This window comes from Kineococcus xinjiangensis, from assembly GCF_002934625.1.
GTDB classification, from domain to species: domain Bacteria; phylum Actinomycetota; class Actinomycetes; order Actinomycetales; family Kineococcaceae; genus Kineococcus_A; species Kineococcus_A xinjiangensis.
In genome coordinates this window covers 373,451-394,883 of sequence record NZ_PTJD01000003.1, presented here as the reverse complement: position 1 = coordinate 394,883, position 21,433 = coordinate 373,451, and the positions used below count along the sequence as shown (strand labels likewise).

Genomic DNA, 21,433 nt, shown 5'->3' with positions numbered 1-21,433 from the left:
TCAGCCCGCGCCGGGAGCGCCCTCGGCCCAGGAGCCCCGCATCAGCAGCTCCCCGACCGCCTCCGCCGTGCCCGCCGGCACCAGCAGGTTGCCCTGCGCCGCGGGGCAGCCCAGCTCCCGCAGGGCACGCAGCTGCTCGGGCGTCTCCACCCCCTCCGCCACTACCCCCAGGTCCAGGGCGCGCGCCAGCTCCAGCAGCCGCCGCACCGCCTCCCAGGTCCCCGTGCCCGTCCCGGACCCCAGGCCGGCCACCAGCGAACCGTCGACCTTCACCGCGTCCACCGGCAGCTGCCGCAGCGGCGCCAGGTAGCCCGGCCCCTCGTGCGGGCCCGCACCGAAGTCGTCGAGCGCGATGCGCACCCCCGTGCCCCGCAGCTGGGCCAGCCGGGCACGCAGCACGTCCGGGTCCTGCCCCAGCACCGCGCGCGGCAGGTCCACGAGCACCGCGGACGGCTCCAGGCCGCTCTCGTGCAGCGCCCTGCGCAGGTCCTCCGGGGTCCCCGGCGCCGCCAGCTGGCCCGCCGACAGGTTCACCCACAGCTCCAGGCCAGGCACCACGCAGCGCCAGGCGGCCACCTGCCGCGCCGCCTCCCGCAGCATCCGCGACGTCGAGCGCACCAGGGCACCGCCGTGCTCGGCCAGCGCCAGGAAAGCGCCCGGCTCCAGCAGACCCCGCTGCGGGTGCTCCCAGCGCAGCAGCGCCTCCACCCCCACCACCGCGCCGTCCGGCAGCAGCACCACGGGCTGGAAGGCCAGGCTGAACTCCTCCTCCACCCCCAGCCGCTCCAGGTCGACCTCCAGGGCCCGGCGCAGGTCGTCGGCCTCCAGCATCGAGGAGTCGAACAGGACCGCGCCGTCCCCGCCGCCGTCCTTGGCGCGGTACATGGCCACGTCGGCGAAGCGCAGCAGCTCCTCGGCGCTCTCCTCCCCCGTGGCCACCGCGATGCCCGTGCTGCAGCCCACCCGCACCGAGCGGCCCTCCACGTCGATGGACTGCGCCAGCGCCCGCGTGACGCGCTCGGCGACCCTGCGGGCGGTCACCGCCGGATCGCTGCCGCAGACCAGCACCGCGAACTCGTCCCCGCCGATGCGGGCCGCCACGTCGGCGCCGCGCAGGCAGCGGCTGAGCCGGCGCGCCACCCGCGTCAGGACCACGTCGCCCGCGGCGTGCCCCAGGCCGTCGTTGACCGGCTTGAAGCCGTCGAGGTCGACGAAGAGGACCGCCACGTCGTCCCCGCCGCCCGCGCGGCGGTGCAGCGCGATGCGCAACTGCTGCAGGAAGGTGGTCCGCCCCGGCAGCCTCGTCAGCGGGTCCGTGGAGGCGGCCAGCACCGCCTGCAGCGTCTCCGCCTGCGTCAGCGCCATGCTGGCGTGCTCCGCGAAGGCCTGCACCACCGTGCGGCCCACGTCGTCCAGGGCGTCGGTGCCCGAGGTCTCCACCACGAGGGCCCCGACGGCACGGCCGCTGATGTGGATGCCCACCGCCACCGCGCTGCCGTCCTCGTCGGCCACGTCCCGCGGGCGCTGCGACGTGCCGCCCTCGGTGACCGTCCGGGCCGCGACCAGGGCACGCCCCTCGGCCATCGGCCGGTCACCGGCGGCCGCCACCACCCGCAGGTCCATGTGCGAGCGGGGGTCCGCCAGCACCAGGCAGACGGCGCGCTCCCCGAGCAGCTCCGACGCGCTCCCCGCGATGCGGCGCAGCAGGTCCGGCAGCGGCTGGCGGCTGGAGACGGCCTGCTGGAACTGCAGCGAGGTGGTCAGCACGTGCTCGCGCTGGCTCAGCGCCGCCTGCAGCCGGCTCACCTCCTGCGCGTCGCGCTGCCCCTCCAGGTGCATCCAGCGCTCGCGCTCGGCCCCGTGCAGCGCCAGCACGGTCAGCCCGACAAGGCTGCTCAGCACGTCGAGGAGCTCCGCGTGGCTGCCCGGCGCGGGCGGCTGCACCCAGCCGATGACGCAGTGCACACCCGACAGCGCCGGCATCGGCAGGACCCACGCGCGGACCCGGCCCAGGCCCGGCACGGCCAGGGCCCCGCCGCCGTCGCGCACCACGCGCAGCAGCCCCCGCAGCGGCGGCGCGCCCGTGCCCAGGCCGACACCGCCGTGCAGGTGCTCGCCCTCCAGGAAGGCCACGGCGTCCGCCCCGAGGAAGTCGGCCATCAGCCCGCCCGCGAGACCGAACAGCTCCGCCTCGCTGGCCGCGCCGCCCAGCTCCAGCAGGACGTGGCGCAGCAGCCGCGTCGCGCCGGCCGTCTCCGCCGCGCTCCACGCAGACGCAGCGGGAGACGCCCCGGGCCGCGACCACGGGGCGTGCTCCGGCAGGGCATTCGCAGGGTGCACGATCCTGCATCGTCGTTCCGGGCGCTCCGCTGGAGGGGGCAGCACTCCAAAGGGCTAGGGAGCGCCCAGCGGCTCCTGCACCGGCGCCCCGGCCGCGGCGCACTCCCGGGCGAGGGCGGGCGCCAGGTCGCCGGCTCCCGCCACGCGCACCGCGGCCAGGCCGAGCCAGCCGGCGAGATCCCGCAGCTCCGCGGCGAGCTCCGCGGCCGTCTCCGGCGGCGCGGCCGGCTCCGCCCACGCCGCCTGCACGAGGAGGGCACCGCCCGCCCGGTCCGCCTTGAGGTCCACGCGGGCGACGAGGTCCTCGCCGAGCAGGAAGGGCAGGACGTAGTAGCCGTGCACGCGGGCGTGCGCGGGCACGTAGACCTCCAGCCGGAAGCGGAAGCCCCACAGCTCCTCCGTGCGGGGGCGGTGCCAGACGAGGGAGTCGAACGGGGACAGCAGCGCCCGGGCGCGCACCCGCGGCAGCGCGGCGCCCGCGTAGAGCAGGGCCGGGCGCGACCAGCCCCGCACGGCGACGGGGAGCAGCTCACCCGCCTCGCACAGCTCCGCCACCGCCTGCCGCGACTGCTCCGGGCGCAGGCGGAAGTAGTCGCGCAGGCTCGGCTCCGTCGCCACGCCCAGCGCGCGGGCGGCGATCCCCACCAGCTGCCGCGCCGCCTCCTCCGGCGTCGGGTCGGCAGCGGCCACCACGTGCGGCGGCAGCACCCGCTCCGGCAGCTCGTAGCGGCGCTCGAACTGCTGCGCTCGCCCGGCAGAGGTCAGGGCGCCGGCCCAGAACAGGTGCTCGCAGGCGGCCTTCACCTGCGACCAGTTCCACCCCCAGTGCTCGCGCCGGGCGAGGGGACCCGCACCGATCAGCTCCGCCTCCAGCTGCCGCGCCGTGGACGGCCCGCGCGCGGCCACGGCGGCCAGCACGTCGTCCAGCAGCGCGGGGGCCTCGCGGGCGACCCCGCGCATGCTCGACCAGGCGTCCTGGGCGGCGCGGGCCATGCGCCAGCGCAGCAGCCGGTGCGTCTCGGGGGCGACGAGGGACGCCTCGTGCGCCCAGTACTCGACGAAGCGGCACCCGCCGCGGGTGCGCCGCCCGGCGCCGCAGGCCCGGTCCAGCAGCGCGCGGTCGTAGGGGCCGAGCCGGCTGAAGAACGGCAGGTAGTGGCTGCGTGCGAGGACGTTGACCGAGTCGATCTGGACCACGCCGACGCGGTCCACCACCCGCTGCAGGTGCGCGGGCCCCGGACGCGCGGGGCGGCGGCGGAACCCCTGCGCCGCGAGCGCGGCACGGCGCGCCTGCGCGGGCGAGAGCTCCCCGCGGTTCACGGCGGCGTTCCGGTCAGCTCAGCTCGACGATCTTCTCCCGCACGGCGTACACGACGGCCTCCATGCGGGAGTGCAGCTGCAGCTTCTCGAGGATGTTGCGGACGTGGTTCTTCACCGTGTTCTCGCTGATGGTGAGCTCGCCGGCGATCTCCCGGTTGGCCAGGCCCCGCGACAGCAGCCGCAGCACCTCCAGCTCCCGGGGGGTGAGCCGTGGTGAGCGCACGCCGAGCTCGCGCTCCTCGTCGCGCCGGCGCATGGCGGCGAACTCCCCCAGCAGCAGGCCGGCCATCGACGGGCTGATCAGCGACTGCCCGCCCACGACCGCCCGGATGCCGTCGGCGACCTCCTCGGCAGGCACGTCCTTGAGGAGGTAGCCGCTCGCCCCGGCCCGCACCGCGTCGAAGAGGTCCGACTCCTCGTCGGAGCTTGTCAACATGATGATCTTCGTGGAGGGGGCGCTGGCCTTCACGAGCGCGCAGGCCTCGATCCCGGAGGTCCTGGGCATCCGCACGTCCATGAGCACGACGTCGGGCAGCAGCTCCTCGACCTTGCGCACGGCCTCGTTGCCGTCCGCGGCCTCCCCGACGATCTGGATGTCCTCCTCGGTGGAGAGCACCATCTCCAGCCCCCGGCGGTGCAGGGCGTGGTCGTCGGCCACCAGTACGCGGATCGGCTGCACCGTCTTCCCTCCATCCCACCCGGCGCGCCGCCGGTGCTCGCACCCGGCCCCCGGGGATCGTCCGCCGATCATGGCACGCGGGGGCACCGGTCGCCCGGGGACCGGAGCGGTCCCCGGGCGGTGGCCGGTCAGCCCCCGACCGCCTCCACGGCCCGCTCGGCCGCCGCGGCGGAACCGGCGCCGTTCGACTCCGGGTCGACCACGTCGAGGGTGATCACGCCGTAGCTCCAGCCCTTGCGCCGGTACACGACGCTCGGGCGGCCCGATGCGGAGTCCTGGAAGAGGAAGAAGTCGTGCCCCACGAGCTCCATCTCGTACAGGGCCTGGTCCAGCGTCATCGGGTGGGCCACGTGCTCCTTCTCGCGGATCACCACCGGGCTCCCGGGCGCCTGGTCCTGCTCCGCGCCGCCCGTCGCGCCCGCCACGTCCTCGTCGACGTCGGGAGCGGAGGCGCTGCCGGAGGCCGCCAGCGCCGGGTCGGAGAGCCCGGAGCTCGTGCCGCCGCCCGCGGGCGCGAGGCCGGCCGTCGCGTCGTGCACGGACTTGGGGGTGTGCCGGCCGTGGTGGACCTTCTTCCGGTCCCGGGCGCGGCGGAGCCGTTCGAGGAGCTTCCCGGTCGCCAGGTCGAGCGCGCCGTAGGGGTCGTCGGCACACGCCTCCGCGCGGATCACCGGACCCTTGTCGCGCACGGTGATCTCCACCCGCTCGCAACTGCTGGCCTGTCGCTTGTTCGGCTCGTGCGACAGTTCCACGTCGATGCGCTGAGCGCGGGGAGCGAGGTGGCTGACCTTCTCGAGCTTCTCCTCGACGTGCCGGCGGAACCTGTCCGGAACGTCGGTGCGGCGACCGGTGACCACAACTTCCACGGGATCCTCCTGTTCGAGCGCTCGCGACCGCCACGTCTGCGGCAGCCGCAGGAACTTCACGTCGTGCTCGACATCACCTCCCCGCGCGCGCGCCGCACGTCCCCGGCGCGGGAGGAACAGCAGGGTCCTGCCATGCACCGACGCTAGACCACCACGACGCCCAGCGACCACCCCAGCGCAGCCGGTGCGTGCCCGCGGCCCGCCGTGCCCCGCGCACCGCCGCGCAGGGGGTTCCGCGGCGCCCGCCGGAGCGGCCGCTCAGCGCCGCGCAGCGGTCAGCGCCACCACCGCCCGCACGTCCGCGCCGGCGGCGCGCAGCGCCCGGACCGCCTCCAGCGCCGTCGCGCCGGTGGTCACGACGTCGTCCACCACGAGGCAGGGCCCCGGTGGTACGGGCCCCACCCACCGCAGTGCGCCGGCGAGGTTCGCCGCCCGCCCGGCGCGGTCCAGTCCGGCCTGGTCCCGCACGCGGCGGCGCAGCACCAGGCCCCTGCGCACCCGCACGGCGGCACCGCGCGCCCGGGCCGTGGCGGCCGCCCGCGCGGCGAGGTCCGCGACGAGGTCCCCGCCGCGGCGGCGCCTGCTCGCCCAGCGGGACGGCACGGGCACCAGCTCCCACGCGCCGCCTTCCGGCCCGTCCAGGTCCCGCCCGGCGACCTCGACCACGCGCGCCAGCGGTTCCGCGGCGGCTGGCCGCAGCTCGGAGCGGCCCCCCTCCTTCACCGCCAGCAGCAGACCCCGGGCCGCACCGCGGTAGCCGGCCGCGGCGAGCAGCGGCCACCCCCCGGGCAGCACCGCGCGCAGCGGTGGGCCCGCCAGCTCCCCGGCGCACCGCCGGCACCACGGCGTCCCCTCCGCGCCGCAGCCCGCGCAGTGCGCGGCCCACACCAGGTCCGCCACCGCGGCGAGCAGCCCCGCTGCGCCGCGCCCGGCCCCGCTCCCGGTCAGCACCGGCACTCCGCCCCCAGCACCCGCGCAGACTGCAGCCGCCTCCGGGCCGGCCGCGGCGCGCCGCCGCTGCCTGTGGAGGGCGCAGCCGGACCGCGCTCCTGTGGACGGCGGGCGGGTCCCGGCGCGGCCGCCACCCGGCGACGGACCGGCGCTCAGCCGGGGTAGGCGGGGTGCCTGCCCGCGGCGACGACCATCCAGTCCGCCCCGCTGCGCACCAGCAGCCGGCCGTTCGCCGTCCCCACGACCACCTCACGCTCGGTGTCGCCCGCCGCGACGGACACCCCGCCCGGCACCTGCGGCAGCAGCCGCACGGGGCCGCCGATCTGCGCGATCACCGGCCGCGGCGACGCCTCCCCCGGGCGGCGCACCAGGAGCACGGCGTGCTCCTCACCCAGCCACGACAGGTCGAGCACCTCCGCCGCCCCCGGAGCCAGCACCGGGCCCCGCGCCGTCAGGCGCACCGGGCGCCCCGAGACGTCGCGGTCGACGCCGTGCACGGCCGCCACGGGCGCCCCCTCCGCCTGCTCGGTCACCAGCAGGACGCGACTGCCGTCCCGCGAGACCCGCAGCTGCAGCACCCGCCCCGTCTCCCCGCCGGGCGGTCCCTGCACCTCCACCGGACCACCGGCCGGGGCCGCGGTCGGCACGGCCAGGACGGTGCTCCCCGACGCCGTCCAGACCCATCCGTGGCGGTCGGCGCTCGGCGGGGCGAGGTCGTCCTCGCCGTCGACCGCCACGATCGGCGCGTTGCCCGGCCGCTGCACCAGCAGCCGGCGCCCGCCCGCGAGCATCGCGTAGGGACCCCCGGCGGGGCTGACGGCCGGGTGGGTCACCCCGCGCGCCTCCAGCGCCGCGCCGTCGGGGCCCTGCACGGTGTCGAGCCGGGCCCCGTCGTAGCGGGCGAGCCCCTCCGGGCCCAGGACCAGCAGGCGCCCGTCGCTGCCGGGAGCGCGCGGCTCCGCGCGCAGCCTGCCCTGCGGGCCGGTCAGCTCCACGCCGTTGACGGTGACGCGCACGCTGCCGATGCCCCGCACCCCGGTGAGGCTGGTGTGCAGCTGCGACAGCAGCAGCCGCCGCTCCTGCGGGGTGGTGACCAGCGCGGCGTCGCTGAGGTCGACGGAGGCCACCCCGTCGGCCACCGGCACCGAGCGCAGCCGCAGCTGGGTGCCGGGCGGCGCACCGGAGGTCACCGCCGGCGCCAGCCACGGCGAGGGCCCGTGCAGCAGCTCGCGCACGATCCTCGTCGCCGTGTTGGGACCGTAGGCGAACCAGCGCACCTCGGGCACGAGCCGGGAGCCGTCGGGCGTCGCGAAGGCGAGGGTGAAGGGGCGCAGCGTCCGGGAGGCGTCGGCGGCGCTGATGACCACCCCGTCGGGCAGCCAGTCGATGCGCCACTCACCGCGCTCCCGCAGCAGCAGCAGGCGCTGCGACAGCCGCGCCCCGGGCGGCTGCTCGGCGCGCCGGCCCTGCGCGTCGATGGTGGCGACCACGGGACCCTGCAGGGTCACCGACAGCGCGCCGCCCACCGCGGGGCCGGGGACGACGGCCTCGGGGGCGCCCGGCTCGGGAACGGCCACCCCCGGCGGGGACGGCACCGCCCCCGCGTGCGCCGGGTCCGGGTCCGCCGGCAGCACGATGGAGGGCATCCGCTGGCAGATGGTCGTCGAGGTCTCCGGCCGCCACCGCGCCGCCGCCTGCGCGGTGAGGAAGCTGCGCGCCACCGCGTGGTCGTCGCGCGAGGAGCTCGACGCCCGCAGGAAACCCGCCACCACGTCCGTCGGCGACGCGCCCGCCACCGGCCCCTCGGGGACGAACTGGATGAGGCCGAAGCTCGGGTCGTCGGCCAGGCGGGGGCCGCTGACCACCGGCCCGGAGCTCGGCAGCCGACCGCAGCCCGCGCCCGCACCGGCGACGAGCAGCAGCACCACGGCAGCCGCCAGGCGAGCCCGTCCGCCCCTCACGGGTGCCCGCCCTCCTCCGCCGCGGCCGGCACGGGCGCCGGCGGCAGCGCCGCCCGTCCCGCGGCAGGCGCCACCGGCAGCGGCGACGAGACCAGCTGCCCGCCGGCGCTGCGGGGCAGCGTCAGCACGAAGTGGCAGCCGCGGCCCGGGCGCCCCCACACCTGCAGCCAGCCGCCGTGCAGGCGGGTGTCCTCCAGTGCGATCGCCAGCCCCAGGCCGCTGCCCCCGGTCGTGCGCGCCCGCGCCGGGTCCGCCCGCCAGAAGCGGTCGAAGACCCGCGCGAGGTGCTCCGGCTCCAGACCCACGCCGTAGTCGCGCACCCCCACCGCCACCGCCTGCTGGTCCGACACCACGGTGATCTCGATCGGACGACCCTCGCCGTGCTCCACGGCGTTGCCCACCAGGTTGCGCAGGACCCGCTCGATGCGCCGGGCGTCCACCTCGGCCGTGCACGGGCCCGTCGGCCAGGCCACCCGCAGCTCGCTGCCGCGGCTCTCCGCCAGCGGCCCCGCGAACCCGATGGCCCGGGCCACGACGTGGCGCAGGTCCACCGGCTCCGCCTCCAGCGCCGCCGCACCCGCGTCGAAGCGGCTCAGGTCCAGCAGGTCCGCCAGCAGCACCTCGAAGCGGTCCAGCTGCGTCTGCATCAGCTCCGCGGAGCGGGCCACCACCGGGTCGAAGTCGGTGCGTGCGTCGAAGATGACCTCCCCGGCCATCCGGATCGTGGTCAGCGGGGTGCGCAGCTCGTGGCTGACGTCGGAGACGAACCGCCGCTGCAGGCGCGACAGCTCCTCCAGCTGCCCGATGTGCTGCTGCATCCCGGCCGCCATCTCGTTGAAGGCGCTGGCCAGGCGGGCCAGCTCGTCCGTGCCCCGCACGGGCATGCGCTCGTCGAGGCGGCCCGACGTCAGCCGCTCCGCCGTGCCGGCCGCCTGCCGCACCGGTTCCAGCACGACGCGCGCCACCAGCCACGCCACGGCCGAGATGAGGACGACCAGCGCGATGCCCCCGCCCAGGAAGGTGGTGCGCACCAGGTCCAGCGTCTGCTGCTCCGCCACCAGGGAGTACACGAAGTACAGCTCGTACGTGCCCGCCCGCGGCAGCGTCACCGTCGAGCCCACCATCAGCACGGGCTCCGAGCGGCCCGGTCCGACGGCCACGATCTGCAGGTGCTGCTGCTGCTGGGCGCTGGTCACGGCGCGGCGCAGCTCCGCGGGGACGTCGTCGGCCCGCAGACCCGCGGAGGCCAGGTCGCGCACCACCCGCGCCGGGTCCCCCGCCCCCGGATCGCCCGCGCGCAGCAGCAGCACCCGCCGCACCCGGTCGGGCCCGGTGCCCTCCAGCGCCGCGACCACGTCGGCGGCGAGCTGCTCCAGGGCCGCCGGCTGCTCCGCCTCCGCGGTGCCGGCGGCGGAGAAGGCGTCGAAGCGGGCCTGCGCCTCCCCGGTGCCGCGGGCGGCGTCGGCCATGGCGGCGAACTGGCGCTCCGCCACGAGGCCGTCGCCGATGCCGTCGAGCAGGAAGGACCCCACCCCGCCGATCACGGCGAGGCACAGGGCGGTGGTGAGCAGCACGACGCGCAGCTGCAGCGAGGAACGCCACGAGTGGGCGAGCGCGCGCACCGGCCCCGCGACGCCGCCGGGCCGTGCACCGTCGCGCCGGTGGGCACCGGCCCCCTCCGTCATCCCCGCGCTCCCACCTCCGGCGCCGGCCCGCCGCTCACAGCGGCCCCGCCCGGTACCCGACGCCCCGGACGGTCACGACGATCTCCGGGTGCTCCGGGTCGCGCTCGATCTTCGACCGCAGTCGCTGGACGTGGACGTTGACCAGCCGGGTGTCGGCCGCGTGGCGGTAGCCCCAGACCTGCTCCAGCAGCAGCTCCCGCGTGAACGCCTGCCAGGGGCGGCGGGCGAGCGTGACGAGCAGCTCGAACTCCAGCGGCGTCAGGGGCAGCGTCTGCCCGTCCCGCTTGACGGTGTGCCCCGCCACGTCGATCGTCAGGTCGCCGATGCGCAGCGTCTCCGGCGGGTGGTCCACCGCACCGCGCAGCCGCGCCCGCACCCGGGCCACGAGCTCCTTCGGCTTGAACGGCTTCACGACGTAGTCGTCGGCGCCGGCCTCGAGCCCCAGCACCACGTCGACGGTGTCGCTCTTGGCGGTGAGCATGACGATCGGCACGCCCGACTCGGCGCGGATCATGCGGCACACCTCCATGCCGTCGCGCCCGGGCAGCATGAGGTCGAGGAGGACGAGGTCGGGCCGGGTCCGCCGGAACGCCTCCAGCGCGGAGTCCCCGTCGGCGCAGAAGCGCGTCTCCAGGCCCTCGCCCTGCAGCACGATGCCGAGCATCTCGGCGAGAGCGGTGTCGTCGTCGACCACCAGCACGCGTCCCCTCATGGGCCCATGATGCCTCCCTCCCCCCTCGGCGCGGCCCGTGGCGCGCGAACCCGGAGCCGCGGCGCGCGCCGCGGAAGCCCGGGCGGGCCCTCTGGCACGATTGCCGGTAGCCGACGTGGCGATGATCGGGGGACTGATGAACGAGGGGACGGCCGGCGGGGACGGGCCCGGAGGGGCCTCCTGGCAGCAGCCGCACGACGGGGGGCAGTCGCAGTGGTCGGCCCCTGCCGGCGGAGGGCAGCACGGGACCCACGGCGGGCCCGCGCACGTCCCGGGGGCGCCCACCGGGGCTGGACCGGCGTGGGGGGTCCCGCCCGTCGCGCGACCGGGCATCGTGCCGCTGCGCCCGCTGGGGCTCGGCGAGATCTACGACGGCGCCTTCCGCGCCTTCCGGCAGAACCCCCGGGTGATGGTGGGGCTGTCCGCGATCGTCGTGGCGATCACCACGCTGGTCTCCCTCGTGCCGCTCGCGCTGCTCACCAGCGACCTGGCGCAGCTCGGCGCGGCCGGCGACGTCTCCGACGAGGTCGCCTTCGCGCAGATGACGACCATGGCCACCCGCTCGCTGCCGGGCTTCCTGCTGGCGCTCGTCCTGCAGTTCGTGGCGATCACGGTCCTGAACGGACTGCTCATCGTCGCCGTCAGCCGCGCGGTCCTCGGTGATCGGGTCCCCCTCGGGGAGCTGTGGCACACCGCGCGGGGCCGGGTGTGGGCGCTCATCGGCCTCTCCATGCTGTTCACCCTCGTCTACCTGGTGCTCCTCCTGGTCGCCCTCGGCCCGGGCATCGCGCTGCTCGCCCTCGACCGCGTCGGCGCCGGTGTCGCGGTGCTCCTCCTCAGCTCCCTGGCCGCCCTCGTCGTCGGGGTGTGGGCCTACGTGCGCTGGTGGTCGCTGGCCGCCCCGGCGCTGCTGCTGGAGGGCATCGGGGTGGGGGCCTCCCTGAGCCGTTCCGCACGCCTGGTCCGCGGCAGCTTCTGGCGGGTGCTGGGCGTCCTGCTGCTGACGGGTGTGATCGTCTACGCGGTGGTCACGGCGATCTCGGTGCCCTTCCAGGTCCTCTCCCTCCTCCTCTCGGGAGCGGTGCTGGTGACGTCCGGTGGGGAGACCTCCTTCCTCTCCGCCCTGGTGCAGCAGGCCGTGATCGGCGCGGGCACGATCCTCGGCAGCGCGGTCGCCTACCCCTTCAGCGCCTCGGTGACGGCGCTCCTCTACATCGACCTGCGGATGCGCCGCGAGGGCCTCGACGTGGAGCTGCACCGCGCCGCCGCCGCGCGGCCGGGCCCCGAGCACCGGTGACGAGCACCGCGGCCGCGACGGGGCTGGCGCCCGGACGCGAGGAGGCCCGCCGGTGGGCGACCGGGGAGCTGGCGGGGCGGGAGTACCGCGAGCAGCGCAACTGGCTGCTGGACGCCTGGGCGTGGCTGAACGAGAAGCTCTCCGACCTCGACGTGCCCGCGCTGGGGACGAGCTGGTCGGGACCCGTGCTCATCGCGGCGGTCCTGCTCGTGCTCACCGCCGTGGTCCTGCTGGTCACCGGGCCCGTGCGCCGCACCGCCGCCCGCGCCGAGGAGGACGCCGTCTTCGCCGACACCACCCTCACCGCGCAGGAGCACCGCCGCCGCGCCGAGGAGGCCGCCGCGGCCGGGTCCTTCGAGGTGGCCGTCCACGAGCGCTTCCGCGCCCTCGTGCGGGAGGCGGAGGAGCGCACGCTGCTGACCCGCCGCCCCGGCAGGACGGCGTCGGAGGCGAGCGCGGAGATCGGCTCGTGGCTGCCCGCGCTGCTGCCGGGGCTGCGGGCTGCGGCGCGCACCTTCGACGACGTCCGCTACGGCGGCCGGCGGGCCGACGCCGGCACCTACGCCGCCCTGGCCGCCCTCGACGAGGAGGCGCGCACGACGCGCCCGGTCGAGCCCGCCGGGACGAGCGCCGCGGGGAGCGCGTCGTGAGCGCCCCCGCCGAGACCGGGACGGAGACCGGGACGGGCGCCCCGCCGGACCCGGGGCCGCAGAGCCCGGTGCGGCGGCTGGACCGGCTGCGCTGGCCCCTGGTCGTGGCGGGCGTCGTCGCGGCCGTGGCGGCGCTGCTGGCGCTGCTCGTCTCCGACACCAACCGCCTGCCCATGCACCCCGCGTCCGTCTCCGGGGACGGGGCCCGGGCGGTGGCGCAGATCCTGCAGCGGCAGGGGGTGACCGTGGAGCGCACCGTGCTGCTCGACGACGTCGCCGAGCGGGTGGCGGAGGCGGGGGGACGGGCGACCGTCCTCGTCACGGAGCCGGACGACCTCGCCCCCGAGGTGCTGGCGGAGCTGGCCGGGCTGGACGCCGACCTCGTCCTGCTCGCCCCCACCGACGTCAGCCTCGGCGCGCTGGTGCCGGGCCTGTACGCCGTCGACGACGTGGACCGGCGCGAGAGCGAGCCGCAGTGCGCCTCCGAGCGGGCGCGCCGCGCCGGCCGGGTGAGCGCGGGCGGCCAGGTCTACACCCGTGACGGGGCCGCCGACGGAACCGACGGCGGGACCGACGGCGAGGCTCAGCAGACCGGTGCCCGGGTGCAGCCCGTCGCCGTCGAGGACCTGGTGACGTGCTACCCGGCGGAGGGGGGCAGCTCCTACGCGGAGGCGAGCCGGGACGGCCGGACGATCACCGTCCTCGGCCAGCCGGCGCTGCTGACCAACGACCTCCTCGACGCGCAGGGCAACGCCTCCCTCGCCCTGTCCACCCTCGGGCAGCAGCCGCTGCTGCTCTGGTACGCCCCCGGCCCCGTCGACACGGTGCCCGCGGACGGCCCCTCCCTCGAGGAGCTGACCCCGCGCTGGCTCCTGCCGGGGATCGCCGTGGTGGTGCTGGCCGCGCTGCTGGCCCTGCTCGCTGCGGGGCGCCGGCTCGGGCGGCTGGTGACGGAGCCGCTGCCCGTGGTGGTGCGCGCCGCCGAGACCGTGGAGGGCCGCGGCCGCCTCTACGCGCGCGCGGACGCCCGGGACCGGGCGGCGCAGGCCCTGCGCGCGGGGACCCTGCGCCGCTGCCGCCAGCGCATGCGGCTGGGGCGCAGCAGCGGTCCCGCCGGCTGCGCCGAGGTCGCCGACGCCGTCGCCGCGGCGACGGGCCGCCACCCCCAGGAGGTGCGGGCCCTGCTGGAGGGGCCGCCCCCCGCCGACGACGCCGCCCTCGTCCGGCTCGCGACCGAGCTGGAGCTGCTCGAGGGCCAGCTCACCCCCGGATCCGGCGCAGGAGCCGGGGCGGGCGCCCCCCCGAACCCGTCCACCCCCCTGAGGAAGGCCCGTCGACCGTGAGCGAAGCCACCCCCCACCGCGACGCCCCGCCCGCCGCGACCCCGCACGGCGCGACGGCGGTGGACCCCTCCGCAGCGGGGGCCGCCGACCACGACCCGGCCCGCGCGGCCGCGGCGCGCGAAGCCCTCAGCGCCGTGCGGCAGGAGGTGTCGAAGGCCGTCGTCGGGCAGGACGCCGCCATCACGGGCCTGGTCATCGCGCTGCTGTGCCGGGGCCACGTGCTCCTGGAGGGCGTGCCGGGTGTCGCGAAGACCCTGCTCGTGCGGTCCCTGTGCCAGGCCCTGCAGCTCGACACCAAGCGCGTGCAGTTCACGCCGGACCTCATGCCCGGTGACGTCACCGGCTCCCTGGTCTACGACGCGGCCACGGCCCGCTTCAGCTTCCGCGAGGGGCCGGTCTTCACGAACATCCTGCTGGCCGACGAGATCAACCGGACGCCGCCGAAGACGCAGGCGTCGCTGCTGGAGGCCATGGAGGAGCGCCAGGTCAGCGTCGACGGCATCCCCCGCATGCTGCCGCAGCCGTTCGTCGTGGCGGCCACGCAGAACCCCGTCGAGTACGAGGGCACCTACCCGCTCCCCGAGGCGCAGCTGGACCGCTTCCTGCTGAAACTGACCCTGCCGCTGCCCCCGCGCGAGGACGAGGTGGAGGTCCTGGCCCGGCACGCGGGCGGCTTCGACCCCCGGGACCTGGCCGCGGCCGGGCTGCGGGCCGTCGCGGGCCCGGAGGAGCTGGCGGCCGGCTCCGCCGCGGTGCGCCGGGTGCAGGTCTCCCGCGACGTGCTGGGCTACGTGGTGGACGTGTGCCGGGCGACGCGCTCGTCGCCGTCGCTGGCGCTCGGCGTCTCCCCCCGCGGGGCCACCGCCCTGCTGTCGACATCGAGGGCGTGGGCGTGGCTGTCGGGGCGGGACTACGTCTCCCCCGACGACGTGAAGGCGCTGGCCCGCCCGACCCTGCGCCACCGGGTCCAGCTGCGGCCGGAGGCGGAGCTGGACGGGGTGGACGTCGACGCCGTGCTGGACGGCGTGCTGGGCGCGGTCCCGGTCCCGCGATGAGCCGCGTGCACGCGCGCCCCGCGGCGCGGGGGGCCTGAGCCGTGGTGGTGCTGCCGCGAGCGGCCGTGGTGGCGCTCCTGGGCCTCCTCCCCGTGGTCCTGGTCCCCGGCTGGCGCAGCGTGGTCGTCTGGGCGCTGGTCCTCGTGCTGCTGCTCCTCGTCGACCTCGCGCTGGCGGCGTCGCCGCGGAAGCTGCGGCTGGAGCGGGAGGTGCCGCCCTCGGTGCGCCTGGGCGAGGTGTGCCACAGCCTCGTCACGGTGACCAACGCCGGCAGCCGCCGGGCCCGGGGGCTGCTGCGCGACGCCTGGCAGCCCTCGGCGGGCGCGCGCGGGGAGCGCCACCGGGTGGACCTGCCCCCGGGTGAGCGCCGGCGCGCGGCCACCGCCCTGCGCCCGACCCGGCGGGGGGAGCGCTCCGCGGACCGGGTGACCGTGCGCCTGTCCGGTCCGCTGGGGCTGGCGGCGCGGCAGGCGTCCCTGGTGCTGCCGGGGCGGCTGCGGGTGCTGCCGGCGTTCTCCTCCCGCCGCCACCTGCCGTCGCGGATGGCGCGGCTGCGGGAGCTGGACGGGCGCACCGCCGTGCTGCACCGGGGGCAGGGCACGGAGTTCGACTCGCTGCGCGACTACGTCGACGGCGACGACGTGCGCTCGATCGACTGGCGGGCCACGGCGCGGCGGCAGACGGTCGTGGTGCGGACGTGGCGGCCGGAGCGGGACCGCCGGGTGCTGATCGTGCTGGACGCCTCCCGCACGGCGGCCGCGCGCATCGGGCACGTGCCGGGGACTGGTCCGGACGAGCCCGGGTCGGACGAGGTGCGCCTCGACGCGGCCATCGAGGCGTCGCTGCTGCTGGGGGCGCTGGCCAGCCGCGCCGGGGACCGGGTGGACCTGCTGGCGCACTCGCGCACCGTGCGGGCGCGGGTGAAGGGCGCCTCGCGCACCCGGCTGCTCAACGAGCTGGTGGAGGCGCTGGCCCCGCTGGAGGCGGACCTGGTGGAGACGGACTGGGACGCGGTGGTCGCGGAGGTGCGGGCGACCGCGCGGCAGCGCTGCCTCGTCGTGCTGCTGACGGCGCTGGACTCCGCCGCCGTGGAGGTGGGGCTGCTGCCGGCGCTGGCGCAGCTGACGGCCCGCTACACCGTGGTGCTGGCCTCCGTCGACGACCCGTCCCTGCGGCAGCTGGCGGCGGCGCGCTCGGACATCGACGAGGTGTACGCGGCGGCCGCGGCGGAGGCGGCGGGCGTGGAGCGCGCGGCCACGGCGGAGCTGCTGGCCCGGCTGGGGGTGGAGGTGGTGCACGCGCCGCCGCACGACCTCGCGCCCGCGCTCGCGGACCGCTACCTGGACCTGAAGGCGGCGGGGCGGCTGTAGGGGTCCCGCGCAGCCGGTGCGGTGGACCTGCGAAACCCGCTTCCCGCGCCGCCACCCGGTGGGGAGGATGCGCTGCGTGGATCCCTCGCAGCAGGCCTTCGTCGACATCTTCCGCACCTTCCTCGAGGAGGTCGTCCAGCACGCCCGCGCCGGGCGGGCCGAGGGCGGGCCGAGCCTGCTGCAGGTGGTCACCAAGCACCTCGGCCAGGACCCGCGGCGGCTGCCGGTGCTGCGGGAGGAGGTCCTCGACTTCCGCGCCGCGGACGTCGACATCGCCCTGGACGCCCTCGCGGAGGAGCACGGGCAGCAGCGGCTCGTCGGCGTCTCGGGTGGCGACCAGCGCTTCCACCAGACGTTCGCCGACCTCCTCGACCAGACCTACCACTCCTTCGGCACGGCGGCCCCGGACCACGTGAACCTGCCCACGGGCCCGGACTCCGACCGCCGGGTGGTGGCCTTCGGGGTGCGGCTGCTGCGCTTCGGCGGGGCGCCGGTGGCGGTGCTGCAGCGCAGCGCGAAGCCGAGCCACGGGCAGGGCGCCGCGCTGGAGGTGATCACGGCGGACGAGGACGTCGCGGCGGGGTTGCTGGCGCGGGTGCGCGCACTGGCGGTGGAGCGCAGCGTCCTGCGCGGGCAGGTGCTGTCGTTCTCCGGTTCGCCGTTCGACCCGTCCAGCGGTGGGGTGGCGTTCCTGCGGCGCCCGGACGTGGCGGCCGAGGACGTGGTGCTGCCGCCGGGGGTGCTGGATCGGATCGTGCGGCACGTGGTGCGCGTGGGCGACCAGCGGGAGCGGCTGCTGGCTGCGGGGCAGCACCTCAAGCGCGGGGTCCTGCTCTACGGCCCGCCGGGCACGGGGAAGACGCTGACCGTGCGGCACCTGCTCTCGCGCACGCCGGGCACGACGGTGGTGCTGCTGAGCGGGCAGGCGCTGGCGCACATCACCACCGCCGCGCACGTCGCCCGGGCGATGCAGCCGACGCTGATCGTGCTGGAGGACTGCGACCTCGTCGCGGAGGACCGCGGCCACCACCCGTCGGGGCAGCCGCTGCTGTTCGAGCTGCTGGAGGCGCTGGACGGTCTGGACGGTGACGCGGACGTGGCCTTCCTGATGACGACGAACCGGGCCGACCGCCTGGAGCGCGCGCTGGCGCAGCGGCCGGGGCGGGTGGACCTGGCGGTGGAGGTCCCGCTGCCGGACGTGGGGGCGCGCCGGCAGCTGCTGCGGCTGTACGCGCGCAGCCTGCCGCTGTCGGAGGCGGCCCTGGACGCGGCGGCGGAGCGGGCCGAGGGCGTGACGGCGTCGTTCGCGAAGGAGCTGCTGCGCCGCGCGGTGCTGGACGCCGCGGTGGCGGGCCACGAGGTGGGTGACGCGGACCTGGCGGCGGCGCTGGAGGAGCTGCTGTCGGATGCGGAGGCGCTGACGCGCAGCCTGCTGGGCAGCGGCGCGCAGCAGGCGGACGGCCCCGACGGGGACGGGTTCGACGGGCCCTGGGTCGACGGGAACGGGTTCGGCGGGAACGGGTTCGAGGAGGACCCGCCGCGGCGGTGATCCCGACCGGCGCCGGGGGACGTCAGCCCGCCGTGGGCAGGGCGTCCCCCGCGTCGGTGACGCCGACGTCGCCGGTCTCCCCCTGCGCCGCCGCCCGCCGCCCGAGCACGGCGCCGTAGACCAGGAAGGCGAGCAGGGCCAGCGCTCCGATCGCGATGCGCGCCGCGGTGGGCAGGCCCGACGGGGTCACGAACCCCTCGATCAGCCCGGACACGAACAGCACCACGGCCAGCCCGAGCGCCACGCCCACCATGGCGCGGCCCTCCGCGGCCAGCGCCTGCACGCGGGGGCGCGGCCCGGGCGCCACCCACGCCCAGAACAGCTTCAGGCCCGCGGCGCCCGCCACGAACACGGCCGTCAGCTCCAGCAGGCCGTGGGGCAGGATCAGGCCGAAGAACACGTCCCCCCGGCCGTGGTCGACCATCAGGCCGCCGATCAGCCCGACGCTCACGGCGTTGCTCACCATGGCGTAGACGGGGAAGAAGCCGGTGATGCCGAGCGCGACGCACGTCGCCGCCACCCATGCGTTGTTCGTCCACACCTTCCCGGCGAAGGAGGCGTGGGCGTACTCGGTGTAGTAGCCGGCGAAGTCCTGCTCCACGAGCTGGCGGATCTCCGCGTCGGAACCGAGGAGCGCGCTCTGCCGCACCGGGTCGGCGGCCATCCAGATCCCCGCCGGGACCGCCACCAGCATGAAGAGCAGCGTCGTCGCCAGGGTCCACCACCGCAGCCGCCACAGCGCCGCGGGGAAGGACGTGGTGAAGAAGCGCAGGAACCCGCGCCAGCTGGTGCGCTGCGCGCCGGTCAGCCGGGCCCGGGTCCGGGCCAGCAGGGTGGACAGCTCGTCGACGAGGACGGGGTCGGCGGTTCCGGAGCGCAGCAGGGACAGGTGGGTGGCGGCGCGCTGGTAGAGCACCACCAGCTCGTCGATCTCGGTCCCGGTCAGAGACCTGCGCCGGCTGAGCTCCCGCAGGCGGTCCCACTCGGGGGTGTGGACGGTCCTGAAGGCGTCGACGTCCACGCTTCCCCTCCTGCTGCCGGTGGATCGGGACGCGGGCTCCCGGCCCGGGTCCGTTCGCGTCCCATCCTCCCCCAGCCGGCGGCAGCGCCGCGCCGGGGCGGGGAGCCCGTGCGGCGGCGGGCGGTAGCGTGCCCGCATGGCAGTGGACGGCGCCCCCTCCCCCGGCGCGCTCCGGCGCTCGCCCGCCCCCCAGACGCTGGCCGACCCCTTCGCCGGTGACGTCGTGACGGGCGAGGCGGTGGTGCTGGACCTGCGGGCGGCGTCGTTCGCCTCGCGCATCGTCGCGGCCCTGCTGGACGCACTGGTCCTCGGCCTGCTCCTGGTCGGGTTGCTGGTCGCCGCGTTCGCGCTGGGGAGCGAGCTCGACGAGGCCGCCGCGGCCGCGATCGTGCTGGGCCTGTCGATCCTCGTGCTCGTGGTCGTGCCCGCGCTGGTGGAGTCCCTGACGCGGGGGCGCACGGTGGGGAAGCTGGTCTGCGGGCTGCGCGCGGTCCGCGACGACGGCGGGCCCATCCGCTTCCGGCAGGCGATCGTGCGCTCGCTGCTGGGCGCCTTCGAGCTGTGGGCGCTGGCGGGCAGCCCCGCGATCCTCTGCTCCCTCGTCAACGCCCGCGGGAAGCGGTTCGGGGACCTGCTCGCCGGCACCTACGTGGTGCGGGAGCGCACCGCCGCCCGGCACGTGCCGCTGCCGCCGATGCCCGCGGAGCTGGCGGGCTGGGCGCGGGCGGCGGACATCGGCCGGATCCCCGACCGGCTCTCCGTCGCGGCGCGGCAGTTCCTGGGGCGCACCCACCAGCTCGCCCCGCAGTCGCGGGAGCAGCTGGCCCGTTCCCTCGCGGAGGCCGTCGCCCGCCACGTCGCACCGCCCCCGCCGGCGGGCACGAACCCGGAGCGCTTCGTCGCCGCGGTCCTGGTGGAGCGCCACGACCGCGAGCTGCGCAAGCTGCAGCGGCAGCGGGACCGGCTCGCGGAACTGTCGCGGGCGGTGGGCAGGCCCGCCTGAGGTCGCGCGCAGACGCGACGCGCCGCCCCGCAACTCCTGGGGCGGCGCGTCGCGGACGGGCTCAGTACCGGTAGGCGTCCGGCTTGTAGGGCCCGGCGACGTCCACGCCGATGTAGTCGGCCTGCGACTTCGTCAGCTCGGTGAGCTTCGCACCCAGCGCGTCCAGGTGGAGGCGCGCGACCTTCTCGTCGAGGTGCTTGGGCAGCACGTGCACGCCGATCGGGTAGTCCGCGCCGCGGGTGAACAGCTCGATCTGCGCGATCGTCTGGTTGGAGAACGAGTTCGACATCACGAAGCTCGGGTGGCCCGTGGCGTTGCCGAGGTTCAGCAGCCGGCCCTCGCTGAGCACGATGATGCTGTGCGCCGGGCGCCCGTCGGCCGCCGGGAAGCGCCACTCGTGGACCTGCGGCTTGATCTCGACGCGCTCCACGCCCGGGACCTTCGCCAGCCCGGCGATGTCGATCTCGTTGTCGAAGTGGCCGATGTTGCCCACGATCGCCTGGTGCTTCATGCGGGCCATGTGCGACGCCATGACGACGTCCTTGTTGCCGGTGGCGGTGACGAAGATGTCGACCTCGCCCACGACGTCGTCGAGCCGGACGACCTGGTAGCCGTCCATCGCCGCCTGCAGCGCGCAGATCGGGTCGACCTCGGTGACGAGCACGCGCGCGCCCTGGCCGCGCAGGGACTCCGCGCAGCCCTTGCCGACGTCGCCGTAGCCGGCGACGAGGGCCACCTTGCCGCCGATGAGGACGTCGGTGGCGCGGTTGATGCCGTCGATGAGGGAGTGGCGGGTGCCGTACTTGTTGTCGAACTTCGACTTCGTCACGGCGTCGTTGACGTTGATCGCCGGGAAGGGCAGGACGCCGGCGCGGTGGAACTCCACGAGGCGGTGCACGCCGGTGGTGGTCTCCTCGCTGACGCCGCGGATGCCGGCGGCGATGCGGGTCCAGCGCTGCGGGTCCGAGGCGAGGGAGCGGCGCAGCAGCTCCAGCACGAGGGCGTACTCCTCGGAGTCCTCCGCGTGCACAGCGGGCACCGCGCCGGCCTTCTCGAACTCGACGCCCTTGAGGACGAGCATGGTGGCGTCGCCGCCGTCGTCGAGGATCATGTTCGGACCGACGGGGTTGCCGTCGGCGTCGCTGCCCCAGTCGAAGATGCGCTCGGCGCACTCCCAGTACTCCTCCAGCGTCTCGCCCTTCCAGGCGAAGACGGGCGAGCCGGCGGGGGCGTCGACGGTGCCGTCGCGGCCCACGACGACCGCAGCGGCGGCGGCGTCCTGGGTGGAGAAGATGTTGCAGCTGGCCCATCGCACCCGGGCGCCGAGCGCGGTGAGGGTCTCGATGAGCACGGCGGTCTGCACGGTCATGTGCAGGGACCCGGCGATGCGGGCGCCGGCGAGCGGCTGGGCGTCGCCGTACTCGGCGCGCAGGGCCATCAGGCCGGGCATCTCGTGCTCGGCGAGGCGGATCTCGTGGCGGCCGGCGGGGGCCAGGGCCAGGTCGGCGACCTGGAAGTCGATCGGGCGGCCGTCGGTGGCCGGGACGTACGTGGGCATGGGTGTCCTCTCGCACTGGTGAAGTGGTTCGGACCGGCGCGGTCCCTCTCGACCGTCGGCTTCCCCTTGCGCC

Annotated in this window: 17 protein-coding genes; 7 read left to right on the top strand and 10 right to left on the bottom strand. The window is 76.7% G+C overall.

Annotated features, from left to right (window positions below):
* The 8 genes from CLV92_RS06560 to mtrA form a co-directional block, all read right to left on the bottom strand.
* Entirely contained in the window at positions 1 to 2,340 is a 2,340-nt protein-coding gene (locus CLV92_RS06560; RefSeq protein ID WP_104431957.1) for a putative bifunctional diguanylate cyclase/phosphodiesterase, read from the bottom strand.
* A 54-nt stretch (positions 2,341 to 2,394) separates the two neighbouring features.
* The gene (locus CLV92_RS06555) at positions 2,395 to 3,660 is read right to left on the bottom strand and encodes a winged helix-turn-helix domain-containing protein (protein ID WP_104431956.1); all 1,266 of its coding nucleotides are present in this window, start codon (positions 3,658 to 3,660) and stop codon (positions 2,395 to 2,397) included.
* Positions 3,661 to 3,673: 13 nt separating this feature from the next.
* Positions 3,674 to 4,411, bottom strand: coding sequence for a response regulator (locus tag CLV92_RS06550; protein ID WP_104431955.1), 738 nt, complete (start codon positions 4,409 to 4,411; stop codon positions 3,674 to 3,676).
* 56 nt (positions 4,412 to 4,467) lie between these two features.
* Positions 4,468 to 5,205, bottom strand: coding sequence for a ribosome hibernation-promoting factor, HPF/YfiA family (hpf, locus tag CLV92_RS06545; protein ID WP_104432036.1), 738 nt, complete (start codon positions 5,203 to 5,205; stop codon positions 4,468 to 4,470).
* Positions 5,206 to 5,463: 258 nt separating this feature from the next.
* Complete coding sequence (locus CLV92_RS06540) at positions 5,464 to 6,156, bottom strand: ComF family protein (protein ID WP_104431954.1); 693 nt, start codon at positions 6,154 to 6,156, stop codon at positions 5,464 to 5,466.
* 152 nt (positions 6,157 to 6,308) lie between these two features.
* Positions 6,309 to 8,117 carry an LpqB family beta-propeller domain-containing protein gene (locus CLV92_RS06535; RefSeq protein WP_146099433.1) on the bottom strand — a complete coding sequence of 603 codons (1,809 nt, stop codon included), beginning with the start codon at positions 8,115 to 8,117 and terminating at the stop codon, positions 6,309 to 6,311.
* Complete coding sequence (gene mtrB, locus CLV92_RS06530) at positions 8,114 to 9,802, bottom strand: MtrAB system histidine kinase MtrB (RefSeq protein ID WP_104431952.1); 1,689 nt, start codon at positions 9,800 to 9,802, stop codon at positions 8,114 to 8,116. The genes CLV92_RS06535 and mtrB overlap by 4 nt, the downstream gene beginning before the upstream one ends.
* Before the next feature lie 34 nt (positions 9,803 to 9,836).
* Positions 9,837 to 10,514, bottom strand: a complete 678-nt coding sequence (mtrA, locus tag CLV92_RS06525; protein ID WP_104431951.1) for an MtrAB system response regulator MtrA — start codon at positions 10,512 to 10,514, stop codon at positions 9,837 to 9,839.
* Positions 10,515 to 10,650: 136 nt separating this feature from the next.
* On the opposite strand from mtrA, the gene CLV92_RS21330 reads away from it, so the two are divergent.
* From CLV92_RS21330 to CLV92_RS06500, 6 genes are all read left to right on the top strand, one after another.
* Positions 10,651 to 11,811: a hypothetical protein gene (locus CLV92_RS21330; protein WP_158257152.1), complete on the top strand. Its 1,161-nt coding sequence runs from the start codon at positions 10,651 to 10,653 to the stop codon at positions 11,809 to 11,811.
* Positions 11,808 to 12,461 carry a DUF4129 domain-containing protein gene (locus CLV92_RS21325; protein WP_158257151.1) on the top strand — a complete coding sequence of 218 codons (654 nt, stop codon included), beginning with the start codon at positions 11,808 to 11,810 and terminating at the stop codon, positions 12,459 to 12,461. Before CLV92_RS21330 ends, CLV92_RS21325 begins: the two co-directional genes overlap by 4 nt.
* Positions 12,458 to 13,804, top strand: a complete 1,347-nt coding sequence (locus CLV92_RS06515; RefSeq protein WP_104431950.1) for a DUF4350 domain-containing protein — start codon at positions 12,458 to 12,460, stop codon at positions 13,802 to 13,804. The genes CLV92_RS21325 and CLV92_RS06515 overlap by 4 nt, the downstream gene beginning before the upstream one ends.
* Before the next feature lie 59 nt (positions 13,805 to 13,863).
* Complete coding sequence (locus CLV92_RS06510) at positions 13,864 to 14,859, top strand: AAA family ATPase (RefSeq protein ID WP_104432034.1); 996 nt, start codon at positions 13,864 to 13,866, stop codon at positions 14,857 to 14,859.
* Positions 14,860 to 14,900: 41 nt separating this feature from the next.
* Entirely contained in the window at positions 14,901 to 16,229 is a 1,329-nt protein-coding gene (locus CLV92_RS22815; RefSeq protein ID WP_104431949.1) for a DUF58 domain-containing protein, read from the top strand.
* A gap of 76 nt (positions 16,230 to 16,305) precedes the next feature.
* Positions 16,306 to 17,778, top strand: a complete 1,473-nt coding sequence (locus CLV92_RS06500; protein WP_245886490.1) for an AAA family ATPase — start codon at positions 16,306 to 16,308, stop codon at positions 17,776 to 17,778.
* Between the two features lie 22 nt (positions 17,779 to 17,800).
* Here the strand turns inward: CLV92_RS06500 and CLV92_RS06495 are convergent, their stop codons facing one another.
* Positions 17,801 to 18,799 (bottom strand): stage II sporulation protein M, encoded by a 999-nt coding sequence (locus CLV92_RS06495; protein ID WP_211290914.1) that lies wholly within the window; start codon positions 18,797 to 18,799, stop codon positions 17,801 to 17,803.
* Between the two features lie 136 nt (positions 18,800 to 18,935).
* Here CLV92_RS06495 and CLV92_RS06490 point away from each other — a divergent pair, with 136 nt between their 5' ends.
* Positions 18,936 to 19,802 carry an RDD family protein gene (locus CLV92_RS06490; RefSeq protein ID WP_104431946.1) on the top strand — a complete coding sequence of 289 codons (867 nt, stop codon included), beginning with the start codon at positions 18,936 to 18,938 and terminating at the stop codon, positions 19,800 to 19,802.
* A 61-nt stretch (positions 19,803 to 19,863) separates the two neighbouring features.
* Here the strand turns inward: CLV92_RS06490 and ahcY are convergent, their stop codons facing one another.
* The gene (ahcY, locus tag CLV92_RS06485) at positions 19,864 to 21,360 is read right to left on the bottom strand and encodes an adenosylhomocysteinase (protein ID WP_104431945.1); all 1,497 of its coding nucleotides are present in this window, start codon (positions 21,358 to 21,360) and stop codon (positions 19,864 to 19,866) included.
* Positions 21,361 to 21,433 lie beyond the last annotated feature (73 nt).